The sequence below is a fragment of the Oceanibaculum sp. genome (genome assembly GCF_022449305.1).
Taxonomy (GTDB): domain Bacteria; phylum Pseudomonadota; class Alphaproteobacteria; order Oceanibaculales; family Oceanibaculaceae; genus Oceanibaculum; species Oceanibaculum indicum.
This window is the reverse complement of record NZ_JAKUSO010000008.1, coordinates 20,605-33,911: the sequence shown is the minus strand read 5'-3', so window position 1 is coordinate 33,911 and position 13,307 is coordinate 20,605. Positions and strand designations below refer to the sequence as shown.

Below are 13,307 nucleotides of genomic sequence, written 5' to 3'. Positions count from 1 at the left end.
ATGTGTCCTCCACGCTATAGTGCCGGAGAGGCTAGGCAAGCGCACCCGCAAAGGGGCACCCCATAAAGACAATAGCTTGCCGACATCAATAAGGAGGTTTCATGGCATCGACCCATCCGCAGAACAGCGCAGGCAAGCCGCGCATTCTGGTCACCCGCAAGCTGCCCGCCGCCGTCGAGGCGCGGCTGGCGCGCGACTATGACGCAACCTTCAATCCGTCCGACAGCGTGTTCGATGGCGAGCGGCTGGTGGCGGAGAGCGCCGGCCATGACGGCATCCTGGTCTGCTCCACCGAGAAGCTGCCCGCCGCCATCATCGAAAAGCTGCCGCCGGAGATAAAGATCGTCGCCACCTTTTCCGTCGGGCACGACCATATTGACATCGCGGCGGCGAAGGCGCGCGGCCTTGCCGTGACCAACACGCCCGACGTGCTGACCGACGCCACGGCGGACACCACCCTGCTGTTGCTGCTGGCCGCCGCGCGGCGCGCCTATGAGGGCGAGCGCATGGTGCGCGAGGATCGCTGGGGCCGGTGGGAGCCGACCGGCATGCTCGGCGTGCATGTGACCGGCAAGCGCCTCGCCATCCTGGGCATGGGCCGGATCGGCCGCGCCGTGGCGCAGCGGGCGCGCGGCTTCGAGATGGAGATCCACTACAACAACCGCAGCCGCCTTTCCCCGGAGCTGGAGCAGGGCGCGATCTTCCACGAAGACCCGGAGGAATTGCTGACCGTTGCCGATTTCCTGTCGATCAACTGCCCGGCGACGAAGGAGACCCATCATTTCCTGAATGCGGACCGGATCGCCCGCATGCCCGATGGCGCCGTGGTCGTGAACACGGCGCGCGGCAGCATCGTGCATGACGAATCGCTGATCGCGGCGCTGACATCCGGCAAGCTGGCTGCCGCCGGGCTGGACGTGTTCGAGAATGAGCCCGCCATCCATCCGGGCTACCGCGATCTGCCCAACTGCTTCCTGCTGCCGCATATCGGCAGCGCCACAAAGGAGACGCGCGACGCCATGGGCTTCCGGGCGCTCGACAATCTGGACGCCTTCTTCGCCGGGAAATCTCCAAAGGATCGCGTCGCCTAGACCGGGTTGCCTAGGCAAAGGTGGACGATAATACCGCTGGCAGGGGGTAGCTTTTGCCGGGCTGCCCCCGCCCGGCATCATCCGAAATTCCGAATACACACTTTAAATCAACAAATTAGGACATGGCACGGCGATTGCTCCAGAGGGAGGGACCTTCGTTTCAACGAGCGGAACTTCGCCATGAGCCTGCATGCCACCGTCACCATCCTGCCGCCCGCGCAGAACAGCCAGCCGATCCCGCTGCCTGCAGCATGGGGTGAGGAGCAGCCGCGGCTCGACTACCATATCGAACGCTGGCTTTCGGAGACGGCGCGCCTGATGGGCGCCACGCCGCTGCCGACGGATGAGAGCAAGCGCAGCGACGTGCTCCGCCTCGCCCTCGCGCTGGCCGAGGCGGAGCAGATCATCAAGAAGCAGCAGGCCGAGATCGAACGGCTGGAGATGCTGAGCCTGAACGACGATCTGACCGGCCTGTTCAACTGGCGCGGCTTCAACCGCCAGGTCTCCGCCGGGCTGGCCGAGGCGCAGCGTACCGGCATCGGCGGCGTGCTGATCTATGCCGATATCGACGACTTCAAGAAGATCAACGACACCTACGGCCATGCCGCTGGCAACGCCGTGCTGTGCGAGATCGCCCGCCTGCTGTCGCACAAGGTGCGCCAGCATGACAGCGTTGGCCGACTGGGCGGCGACGAGTTCGCGGCCCTGCTCACCCGCACCAGCGCGACGCAGGGCTTCCGCCGCGTGCGCGACATCGCGCAGGCGCTGGAGCAGGTCAGCATCGTCCATGACGGCATCGCGATCTCCGTGACGGCCAGTGTCGGCGCGGTCGCCTTCTCGCCCGACGACAGCCCCGAAGCGCTGCTGGAGCGCGCCGACCGCCGCATGTACGACCGCAAGCGTGGCCGGAGCCGCATCGCCGCCTGATACGCCTTTGCCGGCGCGCCGGCGAATGCTATGAGACGGGCATGACGACACTCATCACCGATACGAAGACGCTGGACGTCTTCTGCCGCGGTCTTGCCAAGGCTGAGTACATCACTGTCGATACAGAGTTCATGCGGGAGAAGACCTATTACCCGCAGCTCTGCCTGATCCAGCTCGCCGGCCCCGATACGGCCGCCGCCATCGACCCGCTGGCGCCGGGCATCGACCTGAAGCCGGTGTTCGCGCTGCTGGCCGATCCCGGCATCCTGAAAGTGTTCCATGCCGCCCGGCAGGACATCGAGATCTTCTACCAGCTGACCGGCGTGGTGCCCGCGCCTCTGTTCGACACCCAGGTCGCGGCGATGGTCTGCGGCTTCGGCGATTCGGTCGGCTATGAGACGCTGGCGACCAAGCTGGCTAATGCCCGCATCGACAAGAGCTCGCGCTTCACCGACTGGTCGCACCGGCCGCTGGCGCCGCACCAGCTGGACTATGCGCTGGCCGACGTGACGCATCTGCGAATCATCTACGACAAGCTGTCGGCGATGCTGGAGAAGAACGGGCGCGCCTCCTGGCTGACCGAGGAGATGGCGGTGCTGAGCAACCCCGCCACATACGATGCCGACCCGATGGACAGCTGGCGGCGGCTGAAGCCGCGCACCAACAGCACCAAGTTCCTGGCGATCCTGCGCGAGATCGCGGCCTGGCGCGAAATCGAGGCACGCAAGCGCGACCTGCCGCGCAACCGTCTGCTGCGCGACGAGGCGCTACTGGAGATCGCCGCGCGCGTGCCCAACAATGCCGACGAGCTGGCGAAGATCCGCGCGCTGTCCAAGGGCTTCGCCGAGGGGCCGATGGGGCGGCAGCTGCTGGAAGCCGCCCAGCGCGGGCTGGACCTGCCGAAGGAGCAGCGCCCGGACCTGCCTCAGAAGGCCGACCTGCCGGCCGGGCGCGGCCCGATCCTGGAATTGCTGAAGGTGCTGCTGAAGCTGCGCTGCGAGGAGCATCAGGCCGCCCAGAAGCTGGTCGCCAACAGCGCCGATCTGGAAGCCATCGCCGCCGACGACAATGCGGACACGCCGGCCCTGCGCGGCTGGCGGCGGGAAATTTTCGGCGAGGATGCACTGGCGCTGAAGCATGGCAGGCTGGCGCTGACCGCCGATGGCAGCAGCGTTCGCGTCGTTCCGGTCCACGAATTGGAACCCGCGCCCTGATCCGTCGTTAACTTTAGCGTCGCCTTCTGGGGCCCCCTCCAGGAGGCCCACGCTAGGCTGCCTACACCGACAATGGGGACAGCCGACCCGTGGATTCCCGCTCCCCTAACCGGGATGACGGGCGGGAATGACGGGGGAGCTTTTATCCCTTCTGTCCTTCGAGGCGCCCCGCCGGATCCCTCTGCTTACAGCGACCGGCGTGGCGTCTCGAAGCACAGGAAGGCCTCCTGCCTACTCCGCCGCGCGCTTCCGCACCGGGCCGGGCGCGTTGCCCGCGAAGGCGCCGGTATAGGGCTTTTCGCGCGGCTGGGCGTAGGAGACGATCTTCGAGGTGCCGAGGCCGAGGCCGGCCAGCGCCTCCACCATCTTCACTGCCACCGTGACGCCGTCCATCACCGGGATGCCGGTTTCCTGGGTCAGGCGCTGCGCCAGATCGACCATGCCGGCGCAGCCCAGCAGCACGCATTCCGCACCATCCTCCTCAATGGCCTTCAGCGTCTCCGCCTTCACCTTGTCGGCGGCGCCGGAATGCGCGTCCTCCAGTTCCAGCACCGGCACGCCGGCGGCGCGCACGCTCATCAGCTGGTCGATGAAGCCGTATTTGCGGGCAAGATCGTACTGCACCTTGGCCGAGCGCTTCAGCGTGCTGACCACCGTGAAACCCTTGCCGAGCATGGAGGCCGCGTGCATCGCCGCCTCGCAGATGCCGATGACCGGCCCGGTCGCGATCTCGCGCGCCGCCTCCAGCCCCGGATCGCGGAAACAGGCGACGACATAGCCGGCATAGCCGCCTTCTTCCTCCGCCGCCCTGATGATCTCCAGCATGCCGGGCACGCAGAAGGCGCTGTCATACTGGCTTTCGATGGAGACCGGCCCCTTGTCCGGCTGCACCGTCACCGTGGTGGTCCCGGGAGACGCCGCCCGCGCCGCCGCATGGCCGATGGTGTCGGTCATCGACTGGGTGGTGTTCGGATTGATAACCAGGATCTTCATGGCGCCTTGCCTCCTGAAATACCCTAAACCGCCAAAACCTTTCCCTCGCCCCCCGCTGATGGCGACCCATCGCCATCAGCTATCGTTAGCCAAAGGGGGAGAGGGTTGCGCAGCCTTATCGAGCCATCGGCGAGATTAGGCGAAGCTGGGTGAGGGGGAAGGTCAATGACGGAGCCTGTCTCCCCTCACCCAGCTCCAGCTAACTCACTTCGTTCGTAAGCTTTCGCATCCCTCTCCCCTTCCGGGGTGAGGGACCTTTTATTATCCCCCTTGGCCTCTCCCCTTCCGGGGCGAGGGACCTTTTCATCTCACTTGCGGGACAGCACGTCCTCGCCTTCGACCTCGCCGGCCGGCGGCAGTTCAACCCCGGTCTGGCTGGTGATGCGGCCATAATGCTCGATCCGGCGGTGCTTGGCGAAGTTGAACACCGTCTCCTTGCCCATCTGCACCAGGTCGAGGCGCAGGTCGGCAACCACCAGCTCATCCTCCAGCGTCTGCGCCTTGGCGACGATCTCGCCCGAGGGCTGTGCGATCAGCGAGCCGCCGATCATGCCGACGCCTTCCTCGATGCCGGCCTTCGCGGTGGCGATGACGTAGCAGGAATTCTGATAGGCGCTGGCCTGCACGACGAGGTCGTTGTGGAAGTTGCGCAGATGCTTCGGCTCGAAGGCCGAGGTGTTCTCGTCCGGCGTGTTGTAGCCGAGCGAGATGATCTCCGCACCCTGCAGGCTCATCGAGCGGTAGGTCTCCGGCCAGCGGCGGTCGTTGCAGATCGCCATGCCATGGATCGCGCCCATGCTGCGCCAGACCGGGAAGCCGAGGTCGCCCGGCTCGAAATAGCGCTTCTCCAGATGCTGCCAGGGACGGTGCGGCTCATGCTCGGAATGGCCGGGCAGGTGCACCTTGCGGTACTTGCCGACGATGCGACCCTTGTCGTTCACCAGGATCGAGGTATTGAAATGGTGGCCGTCCTCGGTCAGCTCGGCATAGCCCAGATAGAAGCCGATGCCCCATTCCGCGGCCTTCTCGAACAGCGGCAGCGTCTCCTTGGTCGGCATGGTGCGCTCGAAGAAGGTTTCGACCTCCTTCCAGTCCTCCATGTACCAGCGCGGGAAGAAGGTGGTCAGCGCCAGTTCCGGAAACACCATGTAGCGCACGCCGCGCGACTTCGCCTCGCGCATCATCTCGATCATGCGGTTGACGCAGGAGGTGCGGGATTCTTCGCGCGCGATCGGGCCCATCTGGGCGGCGGCGGCGGTAATGATACGGGCCATTCTCTTATTTTCCTCCGTCAGAACTTGATGTAGTCGCCCGAAGTCGGGTTGAAGCCGTGAACGCTGGTGCCGCGCGGCCGGGCGGCGGCCGGCACGTCGCAGCGCAGGAACTTGCCGTCGCCTGGCTTGGCGAGAACCTCGCCATCGTTCCAGACGATGGTGCCGCGGACCATGCTGATGATCGGCCAGCCGGTCACCTCATGCCCCTCATAGGGGGTGTAGTCCATATCGTCATGCAGCATGTCGATGGAGATGGTGACCTTCTTCTCCGCGTCCCAGATCGCGATGTCGGCATCGGCGCCGACCGCGATGGTGCCCTTGCGCGGATAGAGGCCGTACATCTTGGCCGGGTTGGTGCAGCACAGCGCGACGAACTTGTTGATGTCGATGCGCCCGGTCAGCACGCCGGCGCTGAACAGCATCGGCATGCGGATTTCCAGGCCGGGCACGCCGTTCGCCACCTTCTTGAAGCTGGTATCGGCGCCGCCGACGCGCTTGCCGGTCGGGCTGTCATAGCGGTAGGGCGCATGGTCGGAGGAGAACACGTCGAAGGTGCCGTCGGCCAGCCCCTGCCAGACGAACTCCTGGTTCTCCTTGTCGCGCGGCGGCGGGGAGCACATGCATTTCGCCCCCTCGAACCCGTCCTTGTCGAGGTCGTCCTCGGTCAGGAACAGATATTGCGGACAGGTCTCGGCATAGACCTTCACGCCGCGCGCCTTGGCGGCGCGGATGCGCTCGATGGCTTCCTTGGCGGAGACATGCACCATGAGGATCGGCTGGTCCACCAGCTCCGACAGGGCGATGGCGCGGTTGGTGGCCTCGCCCTCGGCGATGTTGGCATGGGCGACGCGGTGGAATTTCGGCGCGGTATGGCCGAATTCCAGCAGCTTTTCCGAAAGCCAGGCGATCATGTCGTGGTTTTCGGCATGTACCATGACCATCGCGCCCTCGCGCCGGGCGGCGGCCAGCACTTCCAGGAACTGCCGGTCGTTCAGCTTCAGCGCGTCATAGGTCAGGTAGATCTTGAAGGAGGTATAGCCGTCCTTGATGAGGGCCGGCAGCTCCTGCCCGATGACGCTCTCCGTCGGGTCGGAGATGATCAGGTGGAAGGCATAGTCGGTCATCGCCTGGCCATCGGCCTTGGCGTGATAATCCTCGACCGTCTTGCGCAGGCTCTGGCCCTTGAACTGGGCGGCAAAGGGGATGATGCCGGTGGTGCCGCCGCACATCGCCGAGCGTGTGCCGCTGAGGAACGTGTCCGCCGTATAGGCGCCGCTGGAGGAGAGCTGATCGACATGGACATGACTGTCGATGCCGCCGGGCAGGACCAGCTTGCCGGTGGCGTCGATCTCCTTCGCGCCCTTCGCCAGCTTGCTGCCCAGCGCGACGATGACGCCATCCTTCACGCCGACATCGCAGACAATCGTGTCGGAGGCGGTGACCACCGTGCCGCCACGGATCACCAGGTCGAAATCAGCCATTCTCGCCTCCCCTTCAGCTTTTATGTCAGACGGCCTTCGCAGCCCCTGCCTTCATCTTCTCGGTCGCCTTGCGGTAGGCTTCCAGGCGCGGCAGGTAATGATCCGACGCATTGCCGGCCTTGATCGCGCTCACCGCCTTCGGCACCTCGATCTCGTTCCAGAAATGGCAGGCCACCTGATGGCCCCCGCCGATATCCTGGAAGGCCGGGTCCTCGACCTTGCAGCGCTCCTTCGCATGCGGGCAGCGTGTGTGGAAGCGGCAGCCGGACGGCGGGTTGATCGGGCTGGGCACGTCGCCTTCCAGCAGCATGCGCTCGGTCTTCACCGACGGGTCCGGCACCGGGATCGCCGAGAGCAGCGCCTGGGTGTAGGGATGGCGCGGCGTATCGTAGAGCGTCTTCTTGTCCGCCAGCTCAACGATCTTGCCGAGATACATGACCGCGACCCGGTCGGCGATGTGCTTCACCACTGCCAGATCGTGGGCGATGAACATATAGGCGAGGCCGAACTGGGTCTGCAGATCCTGCAGCAGGTTCACCACCTGCGCCTGGATCGACACGTCCAGCGCCGAGACCGGCTCGTCGCAGACGATCAGCTTCGGATTCACCGCGAGCGCGCGGGCGACGCCGATGCGCTGGCGCTGGCCACCGGAGAATTCGTGCGGATAGCGCACCATGTGCCAGGGCGACAGGCCGACGACCTTCAGCAGCGCCTCGACCTTCTCGCGCTTTTCCTTGCCGTGCGCGATACCGTGCACTTCCAGCGGCTCGGCGATGATGTCGCCGACCGTCATGCGCGGATTGAGCGACGCATAGGGGTCCTGGAAGATGATCTGGATCTGCCGGCGGATCATCCGCATCTCCCGCCCCTTCAGGGTGGTGATGTCGGTACCGTCGAATTCGATGCTGCCGGAGGTCGGCTCGATCAGCCGCATGATCAGCCGGCCGGTGGTGGACTTGCCGCAACCGGATTCGCCGACGACGGCCAGCGTCTCGCCCTCGTTGATGTGGAAGCTGACATCGTCGACCGCCTTCACGGCGCCGACCTGGCTCTGCATCACGATCCCCTTGGTGATCGGGAAATGCTTCACCAGCCGTTCGACCTTCAGGATCGCCTTGCGGGCGCCGGGGGTGCTCTGCTCGTTCATCGGGCGCCTCACAGGATGGTGTTTTCGAGCGGCGCCTTCCAGCAGGCGACCTTGTGACCGGGCTTCACCTCGGCCAGCACCGGTACTTCCTGGCGGCACTTGTCGTCGGCGAAGGGGCAGCGCGGATTGAACTTGCAGCCCGCCGGCATGTTGTAGGGGTTCGGCACGCTGCCCTCGATGGTGGCGAGGCGCTCCTCCTCGACATCCAGCTTGGGGATCGAGCCCAGCAGGCCCAGCGTGTAGGGATGCTGCGGGTCGGTGAACAGGTCGCCGACGCGCGCCTCCTCCACCACCTTGCCGGCATACATGACGACCACCCGGTCGGCCAGTTCCGCGATCACGCCCAGATCATGGGTGATCAGCATGATCGCCGTGCCGGTGCGCTCGCGCAGGTCGCGCATCAGGTCGAGAATCTGCGCCTGGATGGTGACATCCAGCGCGGTGGTCGGCTCGTCGGCGATCAGCAGCTTCGGGTTGCAGGCCAGCGCCATGGCGATCATCACGCGCTGGCGCATGCCGCCGGACATCTGGTGCGGGAAATCGTCCACCCGGCTTTCCGGCGAGGGAATGCGCACCAGGCGCAGCATCTCGATGGCGCGCTCGCGCGCTTCCGCCTCCGAGATGTCCTCGTGTAGCAGGATGCCTTCCATGATCTGCTGGCCGACCGTATAGACCGGGTTCAGGCTGGTCATCGGCTCCTGGAAGATCATCGAGATATCGTTGCCGCGCACATCGCGCATCTCACGCGACGACAGCGTCAGCAGGTCGCGCCCCTCGAACACGATCTCGCCGGCCGGAATCTTGCCCGGCGGGCGCGGGATCAGCCCCATGACGGAGAGCGAGGTGACGCTCTTCCCGCAGCCCGATTCGCCGACAATGCCCAGCGTCTCGCCACGGGCCACGGCGAAGCTGACGCCATCGACGGCCTTGAACACGCCTTCGCTGGAATGGAACTCGGTCACCAGGCCGCGCACATCAAGCAGCGGCTGGGCGGATTCGGTCTGCGGGGAAGCGGTTTCGCTCATCAGGCGCTCTTGATCACCGGCTTGGGGGCGGACAGGACGGATTTGACGGGGAACACCATCGGCGACATGTCCTCGACCTGGCGCTTGGCCCAGTCGCGTTCGGACACGGTGGCGATGGTGCGGGCCTGCGCCTCGCGCAGGGTCTCGATGGCGGCCTCGATGTCGATGGTCAGCACCTTGCCGTCGCTGACCACCTGCTGGCCGTCCACATAGACGTCGCGCACGGCCCGGTCGGAGGTCGAATAGATCAGGCTGCGCAGCGGCTCGCGCAGCGGCTGCATGTAGGGGTGCGAGAGATCGACCAGCGAGAAGTCGGCCTTCATGCCGACCGCGACCCGGCCGATATCCGGCTTCTTCAGCGCGGTCGCACCGCCCACCGTGGCGGCCATGAACACCTCGGCGGTGGAGGCGCCGGTGAAGTCGCCCTTCAGGATGCGCGCGGCCAGGCAGGCCATGCGCATCTCGTCGATCATGTTGTGCGGGAAGGTATCGGTGCCGAGGCCGAGATTGATGCCGGCCTTCATGTAGCGATGGACCCAGTGCAGTGCGATGCCGCGGCGCGAGAACACGGTCGGGCAGTGCGCGACCGAGGCGCCGGATTCGGCCAGCAGCGCGAAATCGTCGGCCTGCGGCCAGTGCAGCCAGGGGTGATCGTTCAGGAAGATGCCGTGGCCGATGATCATCTGCGGCCCCAGCACGCCCAGCGAGTGCAGCCATTCGATTGGCGTCTTGCCGTGGCGGCGGGTGATCTCGTTGAACTCCACCACGCTCTGCGCCGCGTGCAGCTGCACGGCGATGCCGCGTTCGGCGGCCGCGTCATAGCTGTCGCGGATCAGGTCGGCGGTGCAGGTGTCGATCTGCGACGGGCCCAGCATGCCGGACACGCGGCCGGACGGGTGCTTCGCCGCCGCATCGACGAGGTCGATGGCGCGCTGCATGGCCTGCTTGCCGGCCTTTTCGTCCCAGTGATACTCGACCGAATGGCCGTTGCTGGTGCTCCAGCTGGCCGAGCGGTACATCGGGCACAGCACCGACCGCAGGCCGGTCGAGGCCATGTCGTCGGCCCAGCCCTCGCGCGCGCCGGACAGGTCGGCGATGGTGGTCACGCCGCTCTTCAGCAGCTCGCTCATTGCCACCATGCTGGCCGCGCGGGCGGCATTCGGGTCGAGCCGGAACACCGGCATGAATTCGTAGAGCGAGGACTGACCGAGGCGCGGGCTGCCCAGTTCCTCCAGAAGGCCCTTGTTGCCCGGCTCCGAGGTCGGATGGGAATGGATGTTCACCAGCCCCGGCATCAGCATCATGCCGCGCCCGTCGATCTCCCGGTCGGCGGCGCCGCTATAGCCCTTGCCGACAAAGCTGAACTGGTTGCCCTGGAAGGCGACATCCGCCCCTTCCAGATAGGCATGGCTGCCCGCCGCCTCATCCCAGGCAATGACGTAGTCGGCGTTGCGGATCACCGTGGTCTGCATGGCCTGTCCATCCCCGTTCATTGATAAATTTTCTAACGAATGATCTGTCGAGAAAGGCCCGTCCGGGCGCGCCAGATGACACGCCCGGACGGTTCGCGATTATTTCAGCGCGAGGTCGATGCCCTTGTAGAAACCGGCACCATAGATGCCGTGCGCACGCACCGGCTGCATCTTCGGGCCGGCAACGGTGAACAGCGGCTCGTGGTAGAGCGGGATCCACACGGCGGCGTCATGCACCTTGTGCAGCACCTTGCCGAAGGCCTCGGCACGCGCCTTGTCGGTCAGCGCGGCAGAGCCCGCTTCCAGCAGGGCGTCCGTCTCCTTGTCGTCCCAGTTGACGCGGTTCGGCGTCGGCATGTTGGCCGAGCGGAAGTACAGGTTCATCGCGTCGCCGGTCGAGACATAGGGGAACGACATGGTGAAGATGTCGAACTCCTGGGTCGCCAGCTTGCCCCAGACGACCGTGGCGTCGAACAGCTGGATCTGCAGGTCGATGCCGACCTTGCGCAGGTCGCCCTGCACCGCCTCGACGATCTGGCGCCAGGTGTCGGTGAAGCCATAGACCAGCGGGGCCAGCTTCTTGCCGTCCTTGTAGCGGAAGCCGTCGCCGCCCAGCTTCCAGCCGGCCTCGTCGAGCAGCGCAGCCGCCTTGGCCGGGTCATAGCTGTAGGTGTCGGTCTTCACCGACTTGTCGAAATCCACCACTTCCGGCGAGATGTAGGTGTTGGCCGGGGTGGCGTAGCCGAAGGTCACCGCATCGGTGATCGCCTCGACATCGACGGCTAGGTTCATGGCCTGGCGGACGCGGACGTCACCCATCAGCTCGCGGGTGATCTTGAAGCCCATGAAGTAGGTCCAGAAATAGGCCTCGGCCTGGGTGACCGACATCTTGGAATTGGCCTTGAACTGGTCCAGCGACCAGTAGGGCACATACTGGCTGGCATCAGCCTGACCGGTTTGCAGCGAGGCGACGCGGGTGCTTTCTTCCGGCACGATCTTCCAGGTGATCTTGTCCACCTGGGCTTCCTTGTTCTTGTAGAAGTCCGGCCCCCAGTTATAGCCCTTGTGCTTGGTCAGCACGGTCTGGTTGCGCGGCTCCCAGCTGTCGAAGCAGAACGGGCCCGTGGTATCCAGCCCCTTCACACCGAAATCGTCGCCCAGCTGCTTGGCCTGATCGACATTGATGATGGTGTGGAAGTGCTGCGTCATCTGGAACAGCAGCTCCGAGTACGGCTTGGTCAGCTCGTATTCGACGGTCAGCTTGTCCTTGGCGCGGACTTCCTTCACCGGGCCGGCACGCCAGGTGACGACGCCCTTAGTGGCCGGGTCGCGCCAGCGGTTGATGGTGTCCACCACATCCTGCGCGGTGAATTCCTTGCCGGAGCAGAACTTGACGCCTTCCTTCAGGTTGAAGGTGTAGGTCAGACCGTCCTCGGAAACCTTCCAGCTCTTCGCCAGGCCGGGCTTCACGGTCTTCAGGTCATAATCCAGCGCGACCAGCGTGTCGCCGACCATGAACAGGATTTCCGCCGCCGAACGCGCGGTGGAGCGATGCGGATCGTAGCGGTCCGTATCGATGGTGCGGATGATGGAGATTTCCTTCTGCGCCATCGCCGGGGCCGCGAACCCCGCCGTCGCCGCGATGGCGACACCGGCCGCCATCCAGACTGTGTTCCGTAACTTCATCTAAGCCTCCTCGTTCTCATGTTTGGCTTTCGCCAGCCCCGCCGACGGCGGGCTTTCATCCCCCGTCGCGGCTTTATTGCCTCATCCGCGGATCGAGGACGTCACGCAACGCATCGCCCAACACATTGAAGGCCAGCACGATCATGAAGATCGCAACGCTGGGAATGGTCGAGACATGCGGTGCGAAGAAAAGGAAATTGCGCCCCTCGGCGGCCATCGTGCCCAGCTCCGCCGTCGGCGGCTGCGCGCCCAGCCCCAGGAAGCTGAGCGCCGCCCCCAGCAGGATGGTCTGGCCGAACTGAAGGGTGAGATAAACGAAGATCGCCGACAGGCAGTTCAGCGCCAGATAGCGCCAGATCAGCGTCCAGTCGGACAGGCCGATGGCGCGGCCCGCCTCCATATACTCGTTCTGCATCACCACCGTGGCCGCACCGCGCGCGATGCGCGCCACGGTCGGGATGGCGGCGATGGTCAGCGCCACGATCAGGCTGGTGATGCCCGCCCCCAGCACGGCGGCAATGGCCAGGCCGAACAGGATCGACGGGAAGGACAGCAGCACGTCCACGACGCGCATGATGATGTTGTCGAGGCGCTTGTAGAACGCCGCGATGATGCCCATCGCCGCGCCGATCAGCCCGCCCAGCATGACGCCGCTGAAGCCGATCAGCAGCGTGGTGCGGATGCCATAGAGCAGGCGCGTGACCATATCGCGGCCCTGCGCGTCGGTGCCCAGCAGATAGTCGCCGCCGGGCGGGCGCAGCCGCATCCGCATGTTGGTGTCATACGGATCGAACGCCGTCAGATAGGGCGCAAAGATCGCCGCCAGCACCACCAGCAGCAGGAAGGTGCCCGCGATCACCGCCGGCTTGTCGCGCAGCAGGCGCTGCCAGGCCGACAGGCGCTTGATCGTCTGGCTGCTGGACGCCCCGGTGGCGGAATCTGGGGCGGGGTCGGCGGGCGACAGGGTCTGGGTTGCGTCGGTCATTCGCCTCGTCCC

The 13,307-nt window shown here is 65.5% G+C and carries 11 protein-coding genes; 3 read left to right on the top strand and 8 right to left on the bottom strand.

The window, feature by feature from the left end; genetic code table 11:
• The first annotated feature begins 101 nt into the window (after positions 1-101).
• The 3 genes from MK313_RS04560 (at position 102) to rnd (ending at position 3,232) form a co-directional block, all read left to right on the top strand.
• Entirely contained in the window at positions 102-1,091 is a 990-nt protein-coding gene (locus MK313_RS04560) for a 2-hydroxyacid dehydrogenase (protein ID WP_287780275.1), read from the top strand.
• A 180-nt stretch (positions 1,092-1,271) separates the two neighbouring features.
• The gene (locus MK313_RS04555) at positions 1,272-2,018 is read left to right on the top strand and encodes a GGDEF domain-containing protein (protein WP_287780274.1); all 747 of its coding nucleotides are present in this window, start codon (positions 1,272-1,274) and stop codon (positions 2,016-2,018) included.
• A 41-nt stretch (positions 2,019-2,059) separates the two neighbouring features.
• Positions 2,060-3,232, top strand: a complete 1,173-nt coding sequence (gene rnd / locus MK313_RS04550; protein ID WP_287780273.1) for a ribonuclease D — start codon at positions 2,060-2,062, stop codon at positions 3,230-3,232.
• A 231-nt stretch (positions 3,233-3,463) separates the two neighbouring features.
• On the opposite strand, the gene MK313_RS04545 is transcribed toward rnd, so the two are convergent.
• The 8 genes from MK313_RS04545 to MK313_RS04510 all read right to left on the bottom strand — a co-directional run bounded on the left by MK313_RS04545 (position 3,464) and on the right by MK313_RS04510 (position 13,295).
• Entirely contained in the window at positions 3,464-4,225 is a 762-nt protein-coding gene (locus MK313_RS04545; protein WP_008944140.1) for an aspartate/glutamate racemase family protein, read from the bottom strand.
• Between the two features lie 308 nt (positions 4,226-4,533).
• Entirely contained in the window at positions 4,534-5,499 is a 966-nt protein-coding gene (locus tag MK313_RS04540; protein WP_287780272.1) for an N-carbamoyl-D-amino-acid hydrolase, read from the bottom strand.
• A gap of 17 nt (positions 5,500-5,516) precedes the next feature.
• Positions 5,517-6,980 carry a dihydropyrimidinase gene (hydA, locus tag MK313_RS04535; RefSeq protein ID WP_287780271.1) on the bottom strand — a complete coding sequence of 488 codons (1,464 nt, stop codon included), beginning with the start codon at positions 6,978-6,980 and terminating at the stop codon, positions 5,517-5,519.
• 25 nt (positions 6,981-7,005) lie between these two features.
• A complete protein-coding gene (locus MK313_RS04530) occupies positions 7,006-8,127 on the bottom strand; it encodes an ABC transporter ATP-binding protein (protein ID WP_008944137.1) in 1,122 nt (373 codons plus the stop codon).
• 8 nt (positions 8,128-8,135) lie between these two features.
• Entirely contained in the window at positions 8,136-9,152 is a 1,017-nt protein-coding gene (locus MK313_RS04525) for an ABC transporter ATP-binding protein (RefSeq protein ID WP_121220279.1), read from the bottom strand.
• Entirely contained in the window at positions 9,152-10,645 is a 1,494-nt protein-coding gene (locus MK313_RS04520; protein ID WP_008944135.1) for an amidohydrolase family protein, read from the bottom strand. The genes MK313_RS04525 and MK313_RS04520 overlap by 1 nt, the downstream gene beginning before the upstream one ends.
• 78 nt (positions 10,646-10,723) lie before the next feature.
• Positions 10,724-12,310 (bottom strand): ABC transporter substrate-binding protein, encoded by a 1,587-nt coding sequence (locus tag MK313_RS04515; protein WP_237740177.1) that lies wholly within the window; start codon positions 12,308-12,310, stop codon positions 10,724-10,726.
• A 73-nt stretch (positions 12,311-12,383) separates the two neighbouring features.
• The gene (locus MK313_RS04510) at positions 12,384-13,295 is read right to left on the bottom strand and encodes an ABC transporter permease (protein ID WP_008944133.1); all 912 of its coding nucleotides are present in this window, start codon (positions 13,293-13,295) and stop codon (positions 12,384-12,386) included.
• Between the last annotated feature and the right edge of the window lie 12 nt (positions 13,296-13,307).

Excerpts from the sequence above, each read along its gene's own strand:
- MK313_RS04560 (WP_287780275.1), top strand. The coding sequence starts at position 102 with ATGGCATCGACCCATCCGCAGAACAGCGCAGGCAAGCCGCGCATTCTG.
- MK313_RS04555 (WP_287780274.1), top strand. The coding sequence starts at position 1,272 with ATGAGCCTGCATGCCACCGTCACCATCCTGCCGCCCGCGCAGAACAGC.
- rnd (WP_287780273.1), top strand. The coding sequence starts at position 2,060 with ATGACGACACTCATCACCGATACGAAGACGCTGGACGTCTTCTGCCGC.
- MK313_RS04545 (WP_008944140.1), bottom strand. The coding sequence starts at position 4,225 with ATGAAGATCCTGGTTATCAATCCGAACACCACCCAGTCGATGACCGAC.
- MK313_RS04540 (WP_287780272.1), bottom strand. The coding sequence starts at position 5,499 with ATGGCCCGTATCATTACCGCCGCCGCCGCCCAGATGGGCCCGATCGCG.
- hydA (WP_287780271.1), bottom strand. The coding sequence starts at position 6,980 with ATGGCTGATTTCGACCTGGTGATCCGTGGCGGCACGGTGGTCACCGCC.
- MK313_RS04530 (WP_008944137.1), bottom strand. The coding sequence starts at position 8,127 with ATGAACGAGCAGAGCACCCCCGGCGCCCGCAAGGCGATCCTGAAGGTC.
- MK313_RS04525 (WP_121220279.1), bottom strand. The coding sequence starts at position 9,152 with ATGAGCGAAACCGCTTCCCCGCAGACCGAATCCGCCCAGCCGCTGCTT.
- MK313_RS04520 (WP_008944135.1), bottom strand. The coding sequence starts at position 10,645 with ATGAACGGGGATGGACAGGCCATGCAGACCACGGTGATCCGCAACGCC.
- MK313_RS04515 (WP_237740177.1), bottom strand. The coding sequence starts at position 12,310 with ATGAAGTTACGGAACACAGTCTGGATGGCGGCCGGTGTCGCCATCGCG.
- MK313_RS04510 (WP_008944133.1), bottom strand. The coding sequence starts at position 13,295 with ATGACCGACGCAACCCAGACCCTGTCGCCCGCCGACCCCGCCCCAGAT.